General features: G+C 56.5%; 18 protein-coding genes, 1 tRNA gene and 1 pseudogene. 11 read left to right on the top strand and 9 right to left on the bottom strand.

The window, feature by feature from the left end; all coding sequences use genetic code 11:
• The first annotated feature begins 139 nt into the window (after positions 1-139).
• Positions 140-1,525: a cysteine--tRNA ligase gene (cysS, locus tag IM303_RS17355; RefSeq protein ID WP_041911037.1), complete on the top strand. Its 1,386-nt coding sequence runs from the start codon at positions 140-142 to the stop codon at positions 1,523-1,525.
• 42 nt (positions 1,526-1,567) lie between these two features.
• Here cysS and IM303_RS17350 read toward each other — a convergent pair whose 3' ends face one another.
• The 5 genes from IM303_RS17350 to folD all read right to left on the bottom strand — a co-directional run bounded on the left by IM303_RS17350 (position 1,568) and on the right by folD (position 6,066).
• Positions 1,568-2,089, bottom strand: a complete 522-nt coding sequence (locus IM303_RS17350) for a metal-dependent hydrolase (RefSeq protein ID WP_028012221.1) — start codon at positions 2,087-2,089, stop codon at positions 1,568-1,570.
• Between the two features lie 73 nt (positions 2,090-2,162).
• Positions 2,163-3,179 carry a Mal regulon transcriptional regulator MalI gene (gene malI / locus IM303_RS17345; protein WP_028012222.1) on the bottom strand — a complete coding sequence of 339 codons (1,017 nt, stop codon included), beginning with the start codon at positions 3,177-3,179 and terminating at the stop codon, positions 2,163-2,165.
• Between the two features lie 83 nt (positions 3,180-3,262).
• A complete protein-coding gene (locus IM303_RS17340) occupies positions 3,263-4,762 on the bottom strand; it encodes a PTS transporter subunit EIIC (RefSeq protein ID WP_028012223.1) in 1,500 nt (499 codons plus the stop codon).
• Positions 4,763-4,985: 223 nt separating this feature from the next.
• Entirely contained in the window at positions 4,986-5,198 is a 213-nt protein-coding gene (gene ybcJ, locus IM303_RS17335) for a ribosome-associated protein YbcJ (RefSeq protein WP_045356450.1), read from the bottom strand.
• 1 nt (position 5,199) lies between these two features.
• Positions 5,200-6,066 carry a bifunctional methylenetetrahydrofolate dehydrogenase/methenyltetrahydrofolate cyclohydrolase FolD gene (gene folD / locus IM303_RS17330; protein WP_028012225.1) on the bottom strand — a complete coding sequence of 289 codons (867 nt, stop codon included), beginning with the start codon at positions 6,064-6,066 and terminating at the stop codon, positions 5,200-5,202.
• Between the two features lie 311 nt (positions 6,067-6,377).
• Here folD and fimA point away from each other — a divergent pair, with 311 nt between their 5' ends.
• From fimA to sfmF, 6 genes are all read left to right on the top strand, one after another.
• The gene (fimA, locus tag IM303_RS17325) at positions 6,378-6,941 is read left to right on the top strand and encodes a type 1 fimbrial major subunit FimA (protein WP_028012226.1); all 564 of its coding nucleotides are present in this window, start codon (positions 6,378-6,380) and stop codon (positions 6,939-6,941) included.
• Positions 6,942-7,009: 68 nt separating this feature from the next.
• The gene (gene fimI / locus IM303_RS17320; protein ID WP_028012227.1) at positions 7,010-7,555 is read left to right on the top strand and encodes a type 1 fimbrial protein subunit FimI; all 546 of its coding nucleotides are present in this window, start codon (positions 7,010-7,012) and stop codon (positions 7,553-7,555) included.
• A gap of 34 nt (positions 7,556-7,589) precedes the next feature.
• Positions 7,590-8,282: a type 1 fimbria chaperone FimC gene (gene fimC, locus IM303_RS17315; protein WP_028012228.1), complete on the top strand. Its 693-nt coding sequence runs from the start codon at positions 7,590-7,592 to the stop codon at positions 8,280-8,282.
• 14 nt (positions 8,283-8,296) lie between these two features.
• Positions 8,297-10,858 carry a fimbrial biogenesis usher protein gene (locus tag IM303_RS17310; RefSeq protein ID WP_041911034.1) on the top strand — a complete coding sequence of 854 codons (2,562 nt, stop codon included), beginning with the start codon at positions 8,297-8,299 and terminating at the stop codon, positions 10,856-10,858.
• A complete protein-coding gene (fimH, locus tag IM303_RS22290) occupies positions 10,851-11,858 on the top strand; it encodes a type 1 fimbria D-mannose specific adhesin FimH (RefSeq protein WP_059355415.1) in 1,008 nt (335 codons plus the stop codon). The genes IM303_RS17310 and fimH overlap by 8 nt, the downstream gene beginning before the upstream one ends.
• Before the next feature lie 9 nt (positions 11,859-11,867).
• Complete coding sequence (gene sfmF, locus IM303_RS22285) at positions 11,868-12,389, top strand: fimbria assembly protein (RefSeq protein ID WP_028012231.1); 522 nt, start codon at positions 11,868-11,870, stop codon at positions 12,387-12,389.
• 51 nt (positions 12,390-12,440) lie between these two features.
• Here the strand turns inward: sfmF and fimZ are convergent, their stop codons facing one another.
• From fimZ to IM303_RS17290, 3 genes are all read right to left on the bottom strand, one after another.
• Positions 12,441-13,073 carry a fimbria biosynthesis transcriptional regulator FimZ gene (gene fimZ, locus IM303_RS17300; RefSeq protein ID WP_028012232.1) on the bottom strand — a complete coding sequence of 211 codons (633 nt, stop codon included), beginning with the start codon at positions 13,071-13,073 and terminating at the stop codon, positions 12,441-12,443.
• A gap of 812 nt (positions 13,074-13,885) precedes the next feature.
• On the bottom strand, positions 13,886-14,602 hold the full coding sequence (locus IM303_RS17295) for a response regulator transcription factor (protein WP_041911031.1): 717 nt from the start codon (positions 14,600-14,602) through the stop codon (positions 13,886-13,888).
• Between the two features lie 24 nt (positions 14,603-14,626).
• Positions 14,627-15,325, bottom strand: coding sequence for an EAL domain-containing protein (locus IM303_RS17290; protein ID WP_192971454.1), 699 nt, complete (start codon positions 15,323-15,325; stop codon positions 14,627-14,629).
• A gap of 278 nt (positions 15,326-15,603) precedes the next feature.
• Here IM303_RS17290 and IM303_RS17285 point away from each other — a divergent pair.
• A tRNA-Arg gene (locus IM303_RS17285) sits at positions 15,604-15,680 on the top strand.
• Positions 15,681-15,695: 15 nt separating this feature from the next.
• Here the strand turns inward: IM303_RS17285 and IM303_RS22280 are convergent.
• Positions 15,696-15,814 (bottom strand): annotated as a pseudogene (locus IM303_RS22280) (hypothetical protein); the annotation flags it as partial.
• Between the two features lie 154 nt (positions 15,815-15,968).
• Between IM303_RS22280 and IM303_RS17280 the strand changes: the two are divergent.
• From IM303_RS17280 to pheP, 3 genes are all read left to right on the top strand, one after another.
• A complete protein-coding gene (locus IM303_RS17280) occupies positions 15,969-18,152 on the top strand; it encodes a TonB-dependent siderophore receptor (protein ID WP_193360131.1) in 2,184 nt (727 codons plus the stop codon).
• Between the two features lie 127 nt (positions 18,153-18,279).
• A complete protein-coding gene (locus IM303_RS17275) occupies positions 18,280-20,253 on the top strand; it encodes a PhoX family phosphatase (protein WP_193360130.1) in 1,974 nt (657 codons plus the stop codon).
• Between the two features lie 102 nt (positions 20,254-20,355).
• A complete protein-coding gene (pheP, locus tag IM303_RS17270) occupies positions 20,356-21,744 on the top strand; it encodes a phenylalanine transporter (RefSeq protein ID WP_193052449.1) in 1,389 nt (462 codons plus the stop codon).
• The last annotated feature ends 98 nt before the right edge of the window (positions 21,745-21,842 follow it).

The following is a 21,842-nucleotide window of genomic DNA, read 5'->3' as shown; positions in this document are numbered from 1 at the left end:
CGCCTTCGGGTCATATATAGGGGCTTGTTATAGCATAACCACAGGACGCGATCACCTTGCATTGTGTGCTGATCCTATTCCGAATTATGGGTATTATATGGAACAAACAACTCACACACGTGTTTACATGGAATCTTCGATGTTAAAAATCTTTAATACAATGACGCGCCAGAAAGAGGAATTTAAACCTATCCATGCCGGGGAAGTCGGCATGTACGTGTGTGGTATTACGGTTTACGATCTCTGTCATATCGGCCATGGCCGTACCTTTGTCGCGTTCGACGTGGTCTCTCGCTACCTGCGCTTCCTGGGCTATAACCTGAAGTACGTGCGTAACATCACCGACATCGACGACAAAATCATCAAGCGCGCTAATGAAAACGGCGAAAGCTTTGTTGCGCTGGTGGATCGCATGATTGTTGAGATGCACAAAGATTTTGATGCCCTCAATATTCTGCGTCCGGACAGCGAGCCGCGTGCGACCCACCATATCCACGAAATTATTGAGATCACCGAAAAGCTGATCGAACGCGGTCATGCGTACGTAGCGGAAAACGGCGACGTGATGTTCTCCGTCCCGACGGACCCAACCTACGGCGCGCTTTCCCGTCAGGACCTGGACCAGCTGCAGGCCGGCGCGCGCGTGGACGTGGTTGACGTGAAGCGTAACCCGATGGACTTCGTGCTATGGAAGATGTCCAAAGAGGGCGAGCCGAGCTGGCCATCCCCGTGGGGCGAAGGCCGTCCGGGCTGGCACATTGAATGTTCCGCGATGAACTGCAAGCAGCTGGGCAATCACTTCGACATTCACGGCGGCGGTTCGGATCTGATGTTCCCGCACCACGAAAACGAAATTGCGCAGTCCACCTGCGCCCACGGCGGCGAGTACGTTAACTACTGGATGCACTCCGGGATGGTGATGGTTGACCGCGAGAAGATGTCGAAATCGCTGGGCAATTTCTTCACCGTGCGCGACGTGCTGAAGTATTACGATGCGGAAACCGTGCGCTACTTCCTGATGTCTGGCCACTATCGTAGCCAGCTGAACTACAGCGAAGAGAACCTGAAGCAGGCGCGCTCGGCGCTGGAGCGTCTGTACACCGCGCTGCGCGGCACCGACAAATCTGTGCCTGCGGCGGGCGGCGAGGCATTCGAAGCGCGCTTCGTTGAGGTGATGAACGACGACTTCAACACGCCGGAAGCCTACTCCGTGCTGTTCGACATGGCGCGTGAGGTCAACCGCCTGAAGTCAGAAGATATGGCGGCGGCGAATGCGCTGGCGTCCCATCTGCGCAAGCTCTCTTCCGTGCTTGGCCTGCTGGAGCAGGAGCCGGACGCGTTCCTGCAGAGCGGTGCGCAGGCGGACGACGGTGAAGTGGCGGAAATTGAAGCGCTGATTAAAGCGCGTCTGGAAGCGCGTCAGGCCAAAGACTGGGCGGCGGCAGATGCGGCGCGTAACCGTCTGACCGAGATGGGCATCATTCTGGAAGACGGCCCGCAGGGGACGACCTGGCGTCGTAAGTAAGTCTGTAACGCCCGGTGGCGCTAACGCTTACCGGGCCTACTTTTACCTTCTTTTCCACCACAACATCCCCATCAGCACCACCCCCGGTAGCCACACCCACAGCAGTTCCGAGATAATGACCTCATGCCCGTACGGCGTGGCGTAGCGCGACAGCGCAAACGGCGCGACCTTGATCACCTGCCACGGCGCAAAGAAGCGCTCGTCTGACCACGGCCACAGCCAGCCGACGCCTTTTCCGCCGGTGGTAACGGAATCCAGCAGGCTGTGCGACAGCAGTGAAACGGTTAAGAACAGCCAGCAGCGCGTCAGGCTGGCCCGGAACCATCGTCGGCCAATCAGCACGCAGAGTATCGGTACCGCAAAGGCAAACAGCAGCGAATGGGTAAAGCCGCGGTGGCCGAAAATATTCCCGTAGGCGACGCCGAATTTGAACGCCAGCACGTCGGCGTCCGGCAGCATGGCGAGCACGATCCCGGCAAACAGCAGGCGGGGAGGGATGACTTTCGTTCCCAGACCTAAGCCCAGGCAAAGGGGAACAGCAGCGTGAGTGATAACGGTAGGCATTGCAATTATCCATGGCAAATCACAGCAATATAGCAGCGAATTCGCTGCAGCAAACCTGTGTCAAATTCTGATTTTACGCCGACTCGCGGGCGATAAGCTGCCCGGACAGCGTAATGCGCTGGGTTTGCAGATCCGGCTCCTTCAGCTTGCGGATAATCAGCCCCGCCGCCTGTCGTCCGGTTTCATCGCTGGCCGAGGAGACGTAGGTGAAGGAAGGGGAGGTGAGGTTGACGTGGAGCATATCTTCAAAACCGATCAGCGCCACCTGCTGGGTCAGGAACACGTCTTTCCCCACGGTGCGGCCCACCTGATGAATGCCGGAAATGGAGCCGATCATCGCATCCGGGGAGTGGCAAAGCAGGGCGGTGATAGAGCTGTTTTTCTCCAGCAGCTGGCGCGTTGCCATCGCGGCGGCCTGGGTGTCGTCGCTGCAGGCCGGTGAATAATCATCGCGCCAGACCAGCCCGTTTTGCGTCATCGCGCTGCGAAAGCCGAGCAGGCGCTGCTCGCGGATAAGACAGCCCTCGCGCCCCCCAATGTAGGCGATCGTGCGGTGTCCGCGTTCGATAAGATAGCGTGCGGCCAGGTTCGCCGCCTGGCGATTATCGCGCATGACCAGATTGCATTTTTCGTCCAGCAGAGACTGCGAGACCGCCACCAGCGGCAGCGGGCACTGGCGGATCTGCTCCGGTAAAGCGGCGTTACGGGTGTCAGACGCCAGATAAATAACGCCCGCGACGCCCTGCTGCTTAAAGGACAGCAGGGTCCGTTCCAGATGTTCCTGGTCGTTCAGCGGCTGGCCGAGAAACACCATATAACCCTGCTTCTCCAGCTCCTGAACGATGCTCGCCATCACCTTGATGGAAAAGCTGTCGCTGAAGTCGCGCAGGATCAGGCCGATAAGATTGGAGGTGTTGGCGCGGAGGTTGGCAGCGGCAACGTTATGAACATAGCCCAGCGTCGTGATGGCGGCATTGACCTTCTCGATCGTCGCCTCTGAGATTTTCCCTTTCTGACGTAGCACCAGCGACACGGTAGAGACCGAGACGCCCGCGTGCTTTGCGACATCAATGATGCTGACTTTCTTCAAAACCGCTCCCTGAAATTTACCGATTATCAGCCGGATAAGACACGTCTCCCAGCGTACAGGAGACGTGTCGTTCAGGCATCTTATTATTTGCCGATCATGGTGGACATGGTCTGGGCGATAAACTGTGCTCTGGCACCGAAAATCACCTGGATCCCGTTGTCGCCGACGAAGACCACGCCGCGCGCGCCAAGCCCGTTCAGTCCGTCCCTGTCCACCGCATCGCTCTTCGCCACTTCCAGACGCAGGCGGGTGATGCAGGAGCCGACGGAGTCAATGTTCTGCGCGCCGCCCAGCAGGCCGATGATTTCGGTGGCAAGTTCGGAATCGGACTTGTCATTCGCGCTGGCGGTCACCTCCGTACGGCCCGGCGTTTTCACGTCGAAACGACGGATCACGAAGCGGAACGTGAAGTAGTAAATCAGCGCCATCGGAATGCCGATGATAATGGCACTCAGGAAGTTGGTCTGATAGCCGTTAAACGACGGCAGGATCCCGAACGACAGGTAGTCGATAAAGCCCGCCGAGAACGATTTGGCGATATGCGCGTGCAGCAGGTACATAGTCATGTACGCCAGGCCCGCCATGATGGCGTTGAAGACGTACAGAATCGGCGCCACGAAGATAAAGGTGAACTCTACCGGCTCGGTGATCCCCGTCAGGAAGCAGGTGAGGGCAGCGGAGAAGAGAATACCGGCCGCGATTTTCTTATTCTTCGTATGCGCTTCGTGGTACATCGCCAGGCATGCAGCAGGCAGCGCGAACAGCATCAGCGGGAACTCGCCCTGCATGAACTTACCGGCGTTCTGGTAGGTGTCGCTGCTGAAGGATTTCACCCCCTCTTCGAGCATCTTGAACCAGATGGTCTGGTCGCCATGGATCACCTGGCCCGCCTGGGTGGTGTAATCCCCGAACGAATACCAAAAGGACGGATACCAGATATGGTGCAGGCCGAGCGGGATCAGCGCGCGCTCCACCAGCCCGAAGATAAAGGTCGATGCCGCCTGGTTATCGCCGTTTACGATCACGGAGAGCGCGTCGATACCGGCCTGAATATGCTGCCAGACGTACGGCAGCAGCAGCCCCATCAGGAAAGAGAGGAACGCCGTGGCGATCGCCACAAAGCGCTTCCCGGAGAAGAAGCCGAGGAACTCCGGCAGCTGCATGGTGTGGAAGCGGTTGTAGCACCAGGCTGCGAGAATGCCGCAGATAAGCCCGCCGAAGACGCCCATCTGCAGCGTCGGGATGCCGACCACCATGGCATATTTTCCGCCCTGCGAGGCCATTTCCGGCGTAATGCTTAATACGGTACTGATGGTGATGTTGGTGACAAACACCGACACCGCCGCCGAGAGTGCTGCAATGCCGGATTCCGAGGCCAGACCGACAGCAGAGCCGATGGCAAACAGCATCGGCAGGTTATCAAAGATAACCCCGCCGGCGTTCATCATCAGCGGCAGGTGGAACTTATCGCCGAAGGCCAGCAGGAGGCCCGCAGCGGGAAGCAGTGAAATTGGCAGCATTAAGGCGCGACCAATCATCGATAACTTAGACAGCGATTTAACAAACCCTGATATCAGACTCATGCTGATTTCCCCCGAGTAGCGCTTTTTAAGCGCTGTTATTGTAAGTAGAACGTTTTAGTAGAACGTTCTACTTATCGTGGGGAAAGAGTGAAAAACGCGCAACTGAAATCTCACCTTTCAACAGATGAAATAGTGATTATTTGAAGTTGATCGATAATTAACCGTGATGGATATGGGGGGATTTTTGATCCCCTCTCCCCTTTGGGGAGAGGGTGAGGAGGACTCAGGCCGTCACGGTCACGCTCTGCCCTTCAAAGCTCACGGTCTGGCCGGCGACAATCTTGCAGCGCTTGCGGGTTTCCACCACGCCGTCGACTAAAACCCGCCCGTCGGCGATAACGATTTTCGCCTGCGCGCCGCTTTCGCTCCAGCCTTCCAGCTTGAGCAGATCGCACAGCTCAACGTGCGGGTGTTTGCCTAATGAAAATGTGGCCATCTTATGCTTCCTCTACATCGTGGTACTCTTCGCATGCCTGCAAAGTATTCTGAATCAGCGTTGCTACAGTCATCGGGCCAACGCCGCCCGGCACTGGCGTAATGTAAGAGGCGCGAGCCGCCGCATCTTCGTACACCACGTCGCCGACCACTTTGCCGTTTTCCAGACGGTTAATCCCGACGTCCACGACAATCGCGCCCTCTTTGATCCACTCGCCCGGAATAAAGCCCGGCTTGCCGACCGCGACGATCAGCAGATCGGCGTTTTCAACGTGGTGACGCAGGTTTTTGGTAAAGCGGTGGGTCACGGTGGTGGTGCAGCCGGCCAGCAGCAGCTCCATGCTCATCGGACGGCCCACGATATTGGATGCGCCGATGACCACGGCGTTCAGGCCGTAGGTGTCGATGTTATAACGCTCCAGCAGCGTCACGATGCCGCGCGGGGTGCACGGGCGCAGACGCGGCGCGCGCTGGCACAGGCGGCCTACGTTGTACGGATGGAAACCGTCGACGTCTTTATCTGGCGCGATACGCTCCAGCACCTTCACGTTGTCGATGCCCGCAGGCAGCGGCAGCTGAACCAGAATGCCGTCGATCTCTTTATCGGCATTCAGGGTGTCAATAAGTTCCAGCAGTTCCGCTTCGCTGGTGGTTTCCGGCAAATCGTAAGAGCGGGAGACGAACCCCACCTCTTCACACGCTTTGCGTTTGCTGCCGACATAAATCTGTGATGCCGGGTTGCTGCCAACCAGCACAACGGCCAGCCCGGGAGCGCGTTTTCCGGCGGCTTTACGCGCCTTCACTTTTTCCGCGACCTCAGAGCGCACCTGCTGCGCAATCGTTTTACCGTCAATAATCTTTGCTGCCATCAGAGAGAAGATTCCGTCTGTAACGTTTGAAAGGGGGGGATTGCCTGTATTTTGTCAGAAGCGAGCGCCGCTGTCAGTCACCCTTTACGAGTTTTCATCCGTGAGGCGCAAAAACCCTTCTTAAGGGATGGTCAATTTCTTAGACGGGATTAGGATGTGACCTGGCGAAATGGCAGTGTTTTGACATATTTAAAAATTACATCCTGAGCTACTTTGTCTCCTCCGAAATAAGTTTTCAATTATGCAATTGAACGTATTTCTTATTCCCGATTTTTCGCGGGAAGGGTTATTTACATTTTAAAGGAATAGACATGAAACTCAGCAACATTGCTTCTTCTGTTATTGCAACACTGGCCCTGGTCGCGGGTGCCGCTAATGCAGCCGATCCCGTTACGCCGGTTACCGTAAATGGCGGTACCGTGCATTTTAAAGGTGAACTGGTTAATGCTGCTTGTTCAGTAAATACCGATTCTTCCGAGCAGACGGTTAATCTCGGTCAGTATCGTACCGCGAAATTCACCAAAGTGGGCGACACCACCTCTAATATTCCGTTCAACATTGAACTGAATGACTGCGATCCGCTGGTTGCGAAAACCGCTGCCGTTGCTTTCACCGGCCAGATTGACGCGACCGACAAAACCCTGCTGGCCGTGACGTCCGGTAACAACGACAACACCGCGAAAGGCGTGGGTATCGAGATCCTCGACAGCAAATCCAGCGTGCTGACCCCAGACGGTGCCACCTTCTCTGCCGCGAAAGACCTGATTAAAGGGACTAACACCCTGCAATTCACCGCGCGCTACAAATCAACGGCTGCAACCACCGAGCCAGGCCAGGCGAACGCTGACGCCACCTTCGTAATGAAATACGAATAATACCCTCGCACAGGGATGTTCAGGCCTCAGGGACGAGGCCCGTCATACGCTACTGCCAGGAACGAAGGATGACAAGGACTGGAACACTACTGCTGTTAACCCTTGCGATGGCCTGCCCGGCATCGGCGCATACCGTGGTGATCGAAGGCGGCAAGGTGCATCTTCGTGGGGAGCTGGTAAACGGCGGCTGCGCCGTGGCGCCCGACAGCCAGAATATGCGCATCGACATGGGGCAGTACCGAACCAATTCATTTTCCGGTGTGGGCAGCTTTTCAACGGTTAATGTGCCGTTCACCGTGCGGCTGCTGGACTGCAGCGTGGATGTCTCCCGCATCGTGGGGATCCAGTTTCAGGGCGTGACGCCCGCGGAAGATCCGCAGGTTTTTCTGGCGACATCGCGGCCAGGTGAAACGCCTGTCAGCAGCGGCGTAGGGCTGGCGCTTTTTGATGAGCAGCAGCGTCAGATTATCCCGAATGCGACGGCCGTCAGCTGGTTGCCCGTGAATACCAGCGAGCTCGCATTTCATTTTAGCGCCCGCTATCGCGCTATTTCCGAACACCTCGTGCCAGGCAATATTCAGTCGGATGTCTGGTTTACGTTGATTTATCCATAACACCTGCGAACACATTATTAAAGGTACGGTTTTGATGAATATGCTAATTAAACCAGGACTGCTTTTATCGTTTATTTTAATGATGGTTTCTGCTTGCGCGAATGCTTCCGGCGGTATTGCGCTGGGGGCCACGCGCGTTATTTATCCGGCGGATGCGAAGCAAACGTCGCTGGCGATCACCAACAGCAATAAACAAGAACGCTACTTAATTAACGCGTGGATCGAAAATGCCAGCGGGCAAAAGGAAAAAACCTTTGCCGTCACGCCGCCGCTGTTCGTTAGCGAGCCGGACAGCGAAAACACGCTGCGTATTATTTACGCCGGGCCCGCACTGCCCGCCGATCGCGAATCGCTCTTTTACATGAACGTGAAGGCGATCCCGTCAGTGAACAAAGCGAAAACGGAAAACAATAACGTGCTGCAGCTGGCGATCCTTTCGCGCATCAAGCTGTTTGTGCGCCCGAATAACCTGGCGATGCAGCCGGATGAGGCGCTTTCCCAGCTGCGCTTTGAGCGCGTGGGGAACCATCTCAAAGTCAGCAACGCCTCGCCGTATTACATCACTCTGGTCAACCTGAAGCTGGGCGGTCAGACGCTGGAAAACCTGATGGTCGCGCCGAAAAACTCGGCTCAGCAGGTGCTGCCTGCCGGGGCTGGCGGTACGCTCTCCTGGCAGAGCGTGAATGACTACGGTGCCATTACACCGGCGCGCAGCGTCAACCTGTGAGCAGAGTCAGGGCGATGAAAAACCACCAGGGACGTTACTGCCCGGTTGCACTGGCGCTGATGGCCGCGCTCTGGCCGCAGGCTGGCTGGAGCGAAAGCTACTTCAACCCGGCCTTCTTATCCGACGACACCGCCAGCGTGGCGGATTTGTCACGTTTTGAACAGGGGCACCAGCAGGCACCCGGCATCTATCGCGTGGATATCTGGCGTAACGATGAGTTTATCGGCACCCAGGACGTGCGTTTTGAACAGGCCGAGAACACGCCGCCGGTGGCGGGCGGCCTGTCGCCGTGCATTACGCGCGCGATGCTCGATCGCTTTGGCGTCAACGTTGCCGCATTTCCCGAGCTGGCGAAGGTGCAGGGTGAAACGTGCGTTCCATTGACCACGGCCATTCCCGGCAGCGAAACGGTATTTAACTTTGCTTCACAGCGCCTGAACGTCAGCCTGCCGCAGGTGGCAATGCAAAACAGCGCGCGCGGCTATATTCCGCCTGAACAGTGGGATGAAGGCATTCCCGCCGCGCTGGTGAACTACAGCTTTACGGGCAACCGGGGAAGCGAAGACGACAGCTATTACCTGAACCTGCAGAGCGGGCTGAACTATGGTGCCTGGCGTTTACGCAACAACGGCGCATGGCGCTACACGCAAAATAACGGGAAGCGGCGCAGCGAGTGGCAGAATATTGGCACCTGGGCGCAGCGCACCGTTATCCCACTGAAAAGTGAGCTGGTGCTGGGCGACAGCAACACCGGGAATGACGTTTTCGACAGCGTCGGTTTTCGCGGCGGGCGGCTCTATTCGTCTGACAGCATGTACCCCGACAGCCTGCAGGGTTACGCGCCGACCGTGCGCGGTATTGCCCGTACGCCTGCCAAAGTGGTGGTTCGCCAGAACGGCTACGTTATCTATCAAAGCTACGTCCAGCCCGGCGCGTTCGCCATTACCGATCTTAACCCGACCTCCTCCAGCGGTGACCTTGACGTCACGGTGGAAGAGAAAGACGGCAGCCAGCAGCGCTACACCGTGCCGTACTCCACCGTGCCGCTCCTGCAGCGTGAAGGGCGCTGGAAATATGACCTCGTGGCGGGGGATTACCGCAGCGGTAACAGCGACCAGGATACACCGTTCTTCGCCCAGGGCACCCTGATTACCGGCCTTGCCAACGGCTTTACGCTCTATGGCGGCACCCAGCTGGCGTCACGCTATACCGCAGTGGCCGTCGGTGCCGGGAAAAACCTCGGTGACTGGGGCGCAGTCTCCGTCGATATCACCCACGCCCGCAGCCAGCTCGCGGACGACAGCAAACATGAAGGGCAATCGCTGCGTTTTCTGTATGCAAAATCGCTGAACGGGTTTGGCACCAACTTCCAGCTGCTGGGCTACCGCTACTCAACGAAGGGGTTTTACACCCTGGACGACGTGGCCTGGCGCTCAATGGAGGGCTACCAGTATGCCGATAGCCAGGACGATAACGATGTGCCGGACGTGCAGAGCTATCACAACCTGACGTGGAATAAAAAAGGCCGCTTCCAGCTCAACATTTCCCAGTCGCTGGGGGATTACGGCTCGGTCTATATCTCCGGGAGCGAGCAAACCTACTGGGGGACGGACGAAACGAACCTCTGGTATCAGCTGGGCTACGCGGGGGGCGTGAAGGGGATCAACTACTCCCTGTCATGGTCGTGGAACAAATCCGTCGGGATCGACGGTACCGACCGGATCGCGTCGTTTAACGTCTCCGTGCCGTTTAGCCTCTTTACCCGCCAGGGCTATCGCCGGGACAGCGCGATCGATCGCGCCTATGCCACCGCATCCGCCAGCCGAAACAGCGATGGCGACACGAGCTGGCAAACCGGCGTCAGCGGCACGCTGCTTGAGGACCGCAACCTGAACTACAGCGTGACCCAGGGACACGCCAGCACCAACGGCTCAAGCGGAAGCGCCAGCGCCAACTGGCAGGCAACCTACGGCACGCTGGGCGTGGGCTACAACTATTCCCGCGATCAGCACGATCTCAACTGGCAGCTCTCCGGCGGGGTGGTTGGCCATTCAGACGGCGTGACCTTCAGCCAGCCGCTGGGCGATACCAACGTGCTGATTAAGGCGCCGGGGGCATCAGGCGTCAGCGTGGAAAACCAGACCGGCGTGAAGACCGACTGGCGAGGCTACGCGGTCATGCCGTATGCCACCGTCTACCGCTATAACCGCGTGGCGCTGGATACCAATACCATGAGCAACAATACCGACATCGAAAACAACGTGAGCAGCGTGGTGCCGACCAAAGGCGCGCTGGTCCGCGCCAGCTTTGATACCCGCATTGGCGTGCGCGCCCTGCTGACGGTAACGCGCGGCAACCAGCCGGTGCCGTTCGGCGCCGTGGTGCGCGAAACCCAGAGCGGCGTGACCAGCATGGTGGGGGATGACGGGCAAATTTACCTGAGTGGGCTGCCGCTGGAAGGCGAACTGCTGGTCCAGTGGGGTAACGGGGCGCAGTCCCAGTGCCGTGCGCCTTACAGCTTGCCTGAAAAGAGCCTGCAACAGGCGATCACACTTAAGGGGATCCGCTGTGATTAAAATCCATATCTTTGCCTTGTCGCTTCTGGCACTCCTGCCCGCGACAAACGCGTTAGCCACCGTGTGCGTCAATGAAAAGGGCGTGCCGACGGAGGTGCATTACGACCTGACGGATAAATTCAACAGCTCGAATAACCAGGTTGGGCAGGTTGTCACCCTCAGCGAGAAATCGCAGTGGGTGGGGGTAAACGCCGTCTGCCCGAAGGGCACCGTCGGGAATACCACCAAGCGCAGCTACGTGACGGATTACCCGATCACCGGGACCAGCGATGGCTATCAGTATCTGAAGCTTAACGACTATCTGGACGGGGCGATGAAGATCACGGACAGCTATGCTGGCGCGTTTTATCCACCCAAAAGCTATATCCAGATGGGGAGCCATCCGAACGTTTCAAAAAACAAACCGTTTGGCGTGCAGGATTCCAGCCTTATTTTCCGTCTTAAGGTGACCCGACGCTTTATCAATATGGTGGTGATCCCGCGTGCCACCATGTTCCGCGTTTACGTCACTACCACCTCCTCCGATCCGTTGACCACGCCGGTCTACACCATCAGCTACAGCGGAACCATTCAGGTGCCGCAGAGCTGCGCCATCAACGCCGGCAATGTGGTTGAATTTGATTTCGGCGACATTGGCGCCTCCCTGTTCAGCAAGGCGGGCGTGGGTAACAAGCCGGAGGGCGTCTCATCGCAAAGCAAAACCATCGCGATTAAATGCACCAACGTGGAGGCAAACGCTATGCTGACGATGCGCGTCGAGGCTGAAAAGGTCTCCAATAATGTGGTGGTGTCGGATAACCCGGATGTGGGGTTTATCATTGCCAACGAGAGCGGTGCGCCGCTCACGCCTAACAACCTGACGAGCAAAATTCCGTTCCGCCTGGACGACAGCGCGCAGGCGCAGGTGGGGATCCGGGTCTGGCCGGTGAGCGTGACGGGCAACAAGCCAGCGGAAGGGCGCTTTACCTCGCGCGGATATTTGCGTGTGGATTACGACTAAGGAGCAGACATGCGAAACGGGATCCGTTTTATCACCGTGGCGCTCTTTGCGCTTTGCACCCAAGCTCAGGCGGAAACCGCATTGGGCGAAATTAATATTCGGCTCTACGGCAATATTGTCGATTTCACCTGCGTGGCAGAGGGTAACGATAGCGACAAAACGGTCACGCTGGGCACCTGGCCCACGAAGCAGCTCAACACCACGGGGAGCCGCACGCAGCCTATGCCCTTCACGCTGAAGCTGACCGGCTGTCCGCCCGGGGCGGCGTCCATTACGTTCTCGGGCAAGGCCGACGGGAGCAATAGCGGGTTGCTGGCGCTGAATGATGCCAGTACAGCGAGCCACGTCGCCGTCGAGATCAGGGATGCGGATAAAACGCGTCTGGCGCTTCAGCAGGCCAGCCAGCCGGTCACGGTTGATGCACAGGGGAATGCGACCCTGTCATTTTATGCCAATTATATTGCTACGGCCGATAACCCTCAGCCCGGACGGGCTGATGCGGATGCTACCTTCATGATTAATTATAATTAGCACTGACCGCACTCCCTGCAGCTCGGATAAACTGCAGGGAGTGAATTCAGGTTATAGCAGCTCGTGCGCTTTGGCGTAATCTATTAATTCCACGATGCTTTGTACGCCAAGCTTGGAATAAATATTGGATTTGTGCGCACTGATGGTCTTATTGCTCAACAGTAACTGTTCAGCAATCTCCTTATTGGATAATCCATTCGCCAGATAACGTAATACCGTGACCTCGCGATTCGATAATGGCATATCCGCTGCCATCCCTTTTCCCGAACCCATATGGTTTATAAAATTCAGCGTTTCCGACGGGAAAAAAGAATAGCCCATCAAAATCATCTCTACGGCGTTGTAGATCTCACCCAAATCTTTTCGTTTACTGACGAAGCCGTTGGCCCCGGCGCGAATCGCACGACCCGCGTAAAATAACTCTGATTTAGAGGAGAGGAACAGAATCTTGATGTCTTTGTTTAAGTTTCTGATTCTCTTCAGTAAAGCGAAGGCGTCTGTGCCCGTAAGTTCGATGTCAAGGATCACCAAATCGATAGGATGATTGCGAATACAGTCAAGAACTTCATGGCTATCGCCAGACTTAAGCTTGACTGTGATATTTTTATTTTTCTGTAGCAGGACCTCTATCGACATTCTGACGATAGGATGTTCGTCCATAATGATAACGGATGCCGGTTTCATTTTTAATGCCTCAGATTGTTAAAAGCGTTATGCAGAGTTTTGTAAAACTCTCGAAATGCCGGAAGGATATAAAGTGCAGATCCCTATACCGTAGTATTTCCCTGGAAAGAGCGAAAGCATCCTTGTTTACGTAATGAAAAGAACAGTGCCTCAGCGCGGTCATCTCATTTGGCTGGTGTTGGCAAAAAGATTTTTCTTATTCAGATTTGGTACGCATCTTATTATACAGAGTAAGTTTTTTCCGAAAACCCTGTAAATTAGTCTCCGCTTATTGGTTTGTATTATCTTCTGGATCTTAATGGCTATGTTTTTAAATTTAGCGGAAATATCCTGTTATCCCATTTACCGCATCTTTTCATCTTTATGTAATAACAAAAAATAACAGATGTCACTTTATGTTGCGTAATTGTTAATAAAAAAGACCGTCGATTCGGCGGGCGACCCAGGGTCAAAGAGGCGAAAAAGTGCCCTCGCAAGGTGTCAAACCTTCATCTGAAAGTGCTTAAGGCGCATCAACGTCACGCCATCATCGCGCAGGAGAACATGCTATTCACTTTGCTTTCCGCTCCTGGAGAGTGAAGCGAAGCTGCTTGTTTTTACATCATTATCATCTTATTAACGCCTTCTGCATTCACTTAACGGATGGAGGAAAGTGCTGCCTTTGGTTCATTCTGTGACATTTCACATGGTTCCGAACCATAAATTAGGAATAGTTATAAAATCGAATACATTGTTAAAATTTAACCATTTCATAACATGCGTGGTAAGTAAATTCCTAAAGCGCTTTAGGAAATAAGAAGTTAGTGCGTAAGTTAAAACGTGCAGTCAGAGAGGTTATTAAGAAGGTGTAACAATTCCTGGCGATGGCTCAGCCCCAGCTTAAGCAGGATGCAGCTGAGACGATAGATAATGCGGCTATAGGGGCGATTCTGCAGAAGGGCAATCTGACGCAGCGTCTTACCGCGGGCAAGCTCCTGCAAAATGGGCCATTCATTGCGGGAAAACCAGTCTTTATCGGACCCCTGCGGCGGGCGGGCATCCATCAGGCTGTGTTGAAGCCCTGCCGCGTTCATCTGACGTTCCAGCACGTGAAAAGGCCCCGCCGCTTTGCAGAAGAGGCGGGTATCATAATTATCTGCCCGGACCAGTAGCCACGGCGTCAGGAAGGGGGGATACAGGCTATGCCTTCTTAACTGATCCAGTTGATCAATCAGCCCGGTGGAACGGCTTTCTACATCCACCACCAGACGCGCTGAAGGCCATTGTGCCTGAGCGCCGAGCGCATCATCCAGTGAGATATAGTCGCAACAGCTGCTCAGGGGAAACTGTCCATTGAGAAAACCGGTGCGCAGAAAATGATCCTCCGTGACCAGAATGATAAACGGAGCGTCGGTTTTTCGGGGCTGGCTGATGGACTGGCTCAAAAACTCGAGCCGGTCGAAAAAGGGGGGTGCAAAAGGTGAGTGCGTAAATCCCAGTGCATCACTTCCTGTACGCCGCCGCCGGTAACGGCGCACTGTCATTCGCATGGTCTCCCTCCTGGAAATGGCTCTTTAATCCTCCGGCCATGTCCAGGACGGCCAGTAATATCCCTGGCCGAGATCTGCGCCTGCCTGCAGTGCCCAGGTGCGATCGCGTTCAGTCTCAATACCTTCGATGAGCACGCTCCCGGCCAGCTGAAAGCAACGTGAAACCAGCTGCCTCAGCGCGGGTGTGGCGCGTAAACGCCAGAATGCGCCCTTATCAATTTTGATGCCGTTCAACGGTAATCGACAAAATAAAAACGGCTGAATGACCGTTTCGTCGATGTCATCCAGCCATATACTGTGCCCCTGTTCCCGGAGTTTCGACAGGTTTTGAATGACGCGCTGCTTCTGTGCGGCAGAGAACGCCAGAAAGGCAGAGAGGTCAACAATCTCGATATTCAGCGGCGTGTTTTTCAGATTGATGAGCCGCTGAAAGGACGCTGGCTCTGTCAGAACGGTTATCGGCAGATTAATAAAAAGGTTATTACCGTGCGGCGTCTTTTTTAGTGCGGCAAGCTGCGCTTCAAGCAGCGTCATTGACCAGCCTGCCGACTGATGGCGAAAAAAATCCTCGCTGAGCTGCGTTTCGGACAGAATGCTAAGCACCTCCACGCCAACCTGACGCTGAGAGGTGAGGGCGACGACAGGCTCCAGTTTGATGCCGACGATGTCCTGAGAAATAAACTGTAACCGGGGGGGCGTATCGAACGGGTTGTGCGCTGTCACTCCATTGTCCTGTTGTCTGTCAGCCTCCAGGCGGCCGGGAAACCTCGCTCTAGTGTGACGAGCCGACGAGCAGGAAAACAGCAGGCGTTACTTAAATGCAACTAAGCCTTTTCGCAGCGCTAAATTTTACGGTGAAACAGCGAGAAATGTTGAGAAAATAGCCGTATTTACAATCGGCTAGCGGTAATTGCCCCCGAAAACGGAAAAGGCATTGACTCACCTGACATTGACCGTATAATTCTTCGCGTTTCACCACCGCGAAGTTCACTCTTCTCAGTGCGCCCTTAGCTCAGTTGGATAGAGCAACGGCCTTCTAAGCCGTAGGTCGTAGGTTCGAATCCTACAGGGCGTGCCATTTAGAAACAGGCACTTACGCCAGTTTCAAACCAGCCTGATTTTCTCCCTGTGTCGTATTTGCGTCATGGTTGCCAAAATGGCCTCAATTTTCCGTGCGTGTGAGCTCAAAGGGTTCAGCGCAAGGTGAGCATCCCCTTTTATCACGCATTAATTTGAGCAGGATCCTGCAGAGATTTGCGCTTGCCAAAGCATAGATAATGCGTATAGTTCTCATTTGCATTGCAACCAATATATTCTAAGGCCCGTCCACGGGCTATTTTTGCGCGCACTTTCAAACGAGTTAACGATGAACAACACCAAAATGCACAAAACGCTGCTGGCGCTCGCCATTGGCGCGGTTACACATTCCGCCTGGGCGGCAGAGGATAAAAAAGAAGACACCATCGTTGTGCAGTCTGCACCTGCCGGCGACTTTAAACCCGGTGGCGACCAGCTGGTGCCGGCCTTCCTTGACGGGCAGGTGGCCAACGGCGGACGTATGGGGATGCTCGGCCAGCAGAACGCCATGGACGTGCCGTTCAACATCATCAGCTACACCTCGAAGCTGGTGGAAGATCAGCAGGCAAAAACCATTGCTGACGTAGTCGCGAACGACGCGGGCGTGCAGTTTGTGCAGGGTTACGGCAACAGCGCGGAAACCTTCCGCATTCGCGGCCTGAAGTTTGACGGCGACGACATGACCTTCGGTGGCCTCTCCGGCGTGCTGCCGCGTCAGGTGGTGGATGCCCAGATGGTTGACCGCATTGAGATCTTCAAAGGGGCCAACTCCCTGATGAACGGCGCGGCAAGCTCGGGCGTGGGCGGGATGATTAACCTTGAGCCAAAGCATGCCGGGGAAACGCCGCAGGCGAAAGTGGGCGTGGACTACACCTCGGATTCCCAGATTGGCACCACGCTGGATGCGGGGCGTCGCTTTGGCGATAACGACCAGTTCGGCGCGCGCGTGAACCTCGTGCATCGTGAAGGGGAAACCGGCGTACCGAACGACCGCCGCCGCACCACGCTGCTCTCCACCGGCCTGGACTACAAAGGCGACCGCTTCCGCACCTCGCTGGATCTGGGCTATCAGAAAAAAACCTTCCACGGCAGCCCGACCAGCGTCAACATCTCAGCGGTGGACTTCGTGCCTGAACCGCCGAAAAACGATCGCAACTTCTCGCAGAAGTGGGCCTACAGCGATATCGAAAACGAGTTCGGGATGTGGCGCAGCGAGTACGACATCACCGACACCTGGACGGCCTATACCGGCCTGGGCGCGCAGCACGCGCATGAAGAAGGGATCTACAGCGCACCGAAGCTGGTGGACAAGAGCGGCAAGGCGACGGCCAGCCGACTGGATACCAACCGCATCAGCGATTCCGTCAGCGGCATGGCGGGCATTCGCGGCAACTTCAACACCGGCTTCGTCTCGCACAAGGTCAACGTCGGGTATTCCGCAATGACCAAAAACGAAAAAATCGCGTGGAAAATGTCGGCGACGGCGGATAACCCGACCACCAACATCTACCACAACACCGGCGTGGATATGCCGGACAGCACCAACTTCAACGGCTCCGGCGGTAAATACAGCGATCCGCTGACCAGCGGGCGCACCCGCACCCAGGGCTGGCTGCTGAGCGATACCCTGGGCGTGCTTGATGACAAGCTGCTGTTCACCGCAGGCGCGCGCCATCAGAAAGTGGTCGTTCGCGGGTATAACAAAATTACCGGCGCAGAGAACGACGCGGACGGCTTCGACGGCAGCCGCTGGATGCCAACCTACGGCGTGGTTTACAAACCGTGGGAAGAAATTTCCCTCTACGCCAACCACACCGAAGCGCTGCAGCCGGGCAAAACCGCACCTAACACCGCCACCAACTACGGCCAGAGCACCGGCATCGTTCACTCTAAGCAGAACGAAGTGGGCGTGAAGGCGGACTTCGGGCGCGTGGGCGGCTCTCTGGCGCTGTTTGAGATTAAAATGCCCTCGGCGATCCTCGATGCTAACAATCACTACGGCCTGGACGCTGAACAGCGCAACCGTGGCGTGGAGCTGAACGTCTTCGGCGAGCCGATGCTCGGGATGCGTCTGAACGCCAGCGCCACCTGGCTGCAGGCGGAGCTAACCAAAACCAAAAACGGCGTGAACCAGGGCAACGATGCAATTGGTATTCCGAACTTCTACGCCGTGCTGGGCGCGGAGTACGACATCAAGCCGGTTGACGGCCTGACAGCGACCGCGCGCGTGAACCACTCCGGCACGCAGTATGCCGACCTCGCGAACAGCAAAAAGCTGGATAGCTACACCACGCTGGATCTGGGCATGCGCTATCGCTTCTCGGTGAACCACAACGCAAACCAGATGACCGTGCGCGCGGGCATCGACAACGTGACCAATGAGAACTACTGGTCCAGCGTGGACGATTCCGGTACCTACATCACTCAGGGCGAACCGCGTACCTTTAAGGTCTCGGTTGGCTACGAGTTCTAAGCGTTCCACCTCGTTATCCGGGGCACGGATGCCCCCATCCTTCCGTCATCGTGTTATAAAATTGTAATAAAAGCTTCTTACACTGGTCGCCAACTCTTTACCTCTTGGCCAATGACAGGAAGCCGCTATGGGCAGACCCCTCAAATCCGTTTTTAAAAAAGATCATCGCGACGACATCGCTAACCGCAGCGCAAACCCGGTATTCTCCGAGGTGGCAGAGGTGTTCCTCTCCCGCCGCCGTTTTCTCCAGATGGGGGCCGTTGCGGGGGCCGCCGTATCATTCCCGTTTCTGATCAAACCTGAGATCGCCATTGCCGCGGTATCGAAGCCTTCCGCGCTGGCAAAAGCGGTTTCCCTGGGCTTTACCAGCATCGACGTCTCCACCGAAGATACGGTCAGGGTGCCGGAAGGCTATATTGCCCGCCCGTTCTATCGCTGGGGTGACCCGACGGGGATCAAAAACAACATGCCGGCCTTTAAGCCGGACGCCAGCAACACCACGGACGAACAGGCCGTGCAGGCGGGCATGCACCACGACGGCATGGCGTGGTTTAGCCTGCCGCAGGGGGAGCAAAACCCGGAGCATGGCCTGCTGGCGATGAACCATGAATACATCGACAACGGGATGCTGTTTACCGACGGTACGGCGAACTGGAGCCTCGACAAGGCCCGCAAGGGGCAGAACGCGATGGGCGTCTCGGTGGTGGAAGTGAAAAAAGCGGGCAGCGACTGGCAGGTGGTACGCCCGTCTTCATATGCCCGCCGCATCACCGTCAATACGCCGATGCAGCTTACCGGCCCGGCGCGGCATCAGGACTTAATGAAAACCGCCGCCGACCCGCAGGGGGAGCGCGTGCTGGGTACCATGCAAAACTGCGCTAACGGCCACACGCCGTGGGGCACCTATCTCACCTGCGAGGAAAACTGGTCGGATATTTTTGTCAAAAAAGCTGATCTCAATCCGCTGGAAAAACGCTACGGCATCAGCGACAGCGATGAATCCTACCGCTGGAACGAGGTGGACGAGCGGTTCAGCGTCGATAAAACCCCTAACGAACCCAACCGTTTCGGCTGGGTCGTGGAGATCGATCCCTACGACCCCACCTCCACACCGCGCAAGCACACCGCCCTGGGCCGCTTCAAGCATGAGGGGGCTGCCGTCACGCTCGCCGCCGATAACCGCGTGGTGGTCTACATGGGGGACGATCAGAAGTTTGAGTACATCTATAAGTTTGTCTCGGACAAAAAATACGATCCCGCGAACCGTGAAGCCAATATGCAGCTGCTGACCTCCGGCACGCTGTACGTCGCCAGGTTCAACGAGGACGGTAGCGGCGACTGGCTGCCGCTGATCTACGGGCAAAACGGCCTGGATAAGAGTAAAGGGTTTGAAAGCCAGGGGGATCTGCTGATTAAAACTCGCCTGGCGGCCGACGCGGTGGGGGCGACCAAAATGGATCGCCCCGAATGGATAGCCGTCGATCCGCACGCCAGCGGCAGCGTCTACTGTACGCTCACCAACAACAGCGATCGCGGGAAAGAGGGGAAAGCGCCGGTGGATGCCGCCAACCCGCGCGCCAACAACGTGTTTGGGCATATTATGCACTGGCACGAAGACGGGGCCGATCCTGCTGCCGCGCGCTTTAAGTGGGATATTCTGGTCATGGCCGGACGCACCGACGGCGACGATCCGAAGGCCAAAGGCTCCATGCAGGGCGCGGCATTCGGCAGTCCGGACGGACTCTCTTTCGATCATCAGGGCGTCCTGTGGATCCAGACCGACGTCTCCTCCAGCACCATCAATAAGAAAGCGTACGAGGGAATGGGCAATAACCAGATGGTGGCGACCATTCCGGGCACCAACGAGTATCGCCGTTTCCTGACCGGGCCGCGCGGGTGTGAGATCACCGGCATTGCGTTTACGCCGGACAACCGCACGCTGTTTATAAACATTCAGCACCCAGGGGAGGGCGGGGATGATATTACCGACCCGGCCAATCCGCGCGCCGTCTCTAACTGGCCGGACGCCAGCCCGAACGGACGCCCGCGATCGTCCACGGTGGTGATCGTGAAAGCGGACGGCGGAATTATCGGGTCGTGACGTTTATCCGCCGGGCGCACGCGCTGGCCCGGCGTTAAGCTTGCTACCACCAGCATGAAGTGTTAAAACGTGCCCCTTCTAAAAAAGAGACAGGGGTAGGGCGTGAAAGACGCGTCATCCGCTTCAGGCCATGGTCGCGCTGAAGCCTCGTCGGATCAGAATCCGACGCTGCAACGTGGTTTGCAAAATCGACATATTCAGTTAATTGCCCTCGGCGGCGCAATCGGTACCGGGCTGTTTCTCGGCATCGGCCCCGCCATTCAGATGGCCGGCCCGGCGGTTCTGCTGGGTTACGCTATCGCCGGGATTATTGCCTTCCTGATCATGCGCCAGCTCGGCGAGATGGTCGTTGAAGAGCCGGTGTCAGGCTCCTTCGCGCACTTTGCCTATAAATACTGGGGCCCGTTCGCAGGCTTCCTCTCCGGCTGGAACTACTGGGTGATGTTCGTGCTGGTGGGGATGGCGGAGCTGACCGCTGCAGGCATCTACATGCAGTACTGGCTGCCGGACGTGCCCACGTGGATCTGGGCGGCGGCCTTCTTCATCATTATTAACGCCGTTAACCTCGTCAACGTGCGTCTGTATGGTGAAACCGAGTTCTGGTTTGCGCTGATTAAGGTGCTGGCAATTATCGGCATGATCGGCTTTGGCCTGTGGCTGCTGTTCTCCGGCCACGGCGGCGAGCGTGCCACTATGGACAACCTTTGGCAGCACGGCGGCTTCCTGGCGACCGGCTGGAAAGGGCTCATCCTCTCGCTGGCGGTGATTATGTTCTCCTTCGGCGGTCTGGAGCTGATTGGCATTACCGCGGCCGAAGCGCGCGATCCGCACAAAAGCATTCCGAAAGCGGTCAACCAGGTGGTGTACCGTATTCTGCTGTTCTATATCGGCTCGCTGGTGGTGCTGCTGGCGCTTTACCCGTGGGTGGAAGTGAAGTCCAACAGCAGCCCGTTCGTGATGATTTTCCACGATCTCAACAGCAACGTGGTCGCTTCGGCACTGAACTTCGTCATTCTGGTGGCCTCTTTGTCGGTGTACAACAGCGGGGTCTACTCCAACAGCCGTATGCTGTTTGGCCTCTCCGTACAGGGCAACGCACCGAAGTTCCTTACCCGCGTCAGCCGCCGCGGCGTGCCGGTCAATTCGCTGTTCCTTTCCGGCGCGATTACGTCTCTGGTAGTGCTAATTAACTACCTGCTGCCGAAACAGGCCTTCGGCCTGCTGATGGCGCTGGTTGTCGCCACGCTGCTGCTGAACTGGATCATGATCTGCCTGGCGCACCTGCGTTTCCGCGCGGCGATGCGCCGCAAGGGGCGCGAGACGCAGTTCAAAGCGCTGCTCTATCCGGCGGGGAACTACCTCTGTATCGCGTTCCTGGCGTTGATTCTGGTGCTGATGTGCACCATGGATGAGATGCGACTTTCAGCAATGCTGCTGCCGGTATGGGTGGTGTTCCTGTTTATCGCGTTTAAGCTCTCACGCAAAAAGTAGCCCGTTTTTCTCCCTCTCCCTGTGGGTGTACGGTCCGGGGACATAGTGAACACTTGTTCGGGGACATGGTAGACACTTACAACTGAGGCATAAGAACC

It is taken from the genome of Enterobacter cloacae complex sp. P38RS (assembly GCF_014930775.1).
In the GTDB taxonomy this organism is placed as follows: Bacteria; Pseudomonadota; Gammaproteobacteria; order Enterobacterales; family Enterobacteriaceae; genus Enterobacter; species Enterobacter bugandensis.
Note: the sequence above shows the minus strand (reverse complement) of the source record. Positions and strands in the feature narration are given on the sequence as shown.

What these genes read in the sequence shown, in the direction of transcription:
- cysS (WP_041911037.1), top strand. Translation starts at nt 140, where the DNA reads ATGTTAAAAATCTTTAATACAATGACGCGCCAGAAAGAGGAATTTAAA.
- IM303_RS17350 (WP_028012221.1), bottom strand. Translation starts at nt 2,089, where the DNA reads ATGCCTACCGTTATCACTCACGCTGCTGTTCCCCTTTGCCTGGGCTTA.
- IM303_RS17340 (WP_028012223.1), bottom strand. Translation starts at nt 4,762, where the DNA reads ATGAGTCTGATATCAGGGTTTGTTAAATCGCTGTCTAAGTTATCGATG.
- ybcJ (WP_045356450.1), bottom strand. Translation starts at nt 5,198, where the DNA reads ATGGCCACATTTTCATTAGGCAAACACCCGCACGTTGAGCTGTGCGAT.
- folD (WP_028012225.1), bottom strand. Translation starts at nt 6,066, where the DNA reads ATGGCAGCAAAGATTATTGACGGTAAAACGATTGCGCAGCAGGTGCGC.
- fimA (WP_028012226.1), top strand. Translation starts at nt 6,378, where the DNA reads ATGAAACTCAGCAACATTGCTTCTTCTGTTATTGCAACACTGGCCCTG.
- fimI (WP_028012227.1), top strand. Translation starts at nt 7,010, where the DNA reads ATGACAAGGACTGGAACACTACTGCTGTTAACCCTTGCGATGGCCTGC.
- fimC (WP_028012228.1), top strand. Translation starts at nt 7,590, where the DNA reads ATGAATATGCTAATTAAACCAGGACTGCTTTTATCGTTTATTTTAATG.
- IM303_RS17310 (WP_041911034.1), top strand. Translation starts at nt 8,297, where the DNA reads ATGAAAAACCACCAGGGACGTTACTGCCCGGTTGCACTGGCGCTGATG.
- sfmF (WP_028012231.1), top strand. Translation starts at nt 11,868, where the DNA reads ATGCGAAACGGGATCCGTTTTATCACCGTGGCGCTCTTTGCGCTTTGC.
- fimZ (WP_028012232.1), bottom strand. Translation starts at nt 13,073, where the DNA reads ATGAAACCGGCATCCGTTATCATTATGGACGAACATCCTATCGTCAGA.
- IM303_RS17295 (WP_041911031.1), bottom strand. Translation starts at nt 14,602, where the DNA reads ATGCGAATGACAGTGCGCCGTTACCGGCGGCGGCGTACAGGAAGTGAT.
- IM303_RS17280 (WP_193360131.1), top strand. Translation starts at nt 15,969, where the DNA reads ATGAACAACACCAAAATGCACAAAACGCTGCTGGCGCTCGCCATTGGC.
- IM303_RS17275 (WP_193360130.1), top strand. Translation starts at nt 18,280, where the DNA reads ATGGGCAGACCCCTCAAATCCGTTTTTAAAAAAGATCATCGCGACGAC.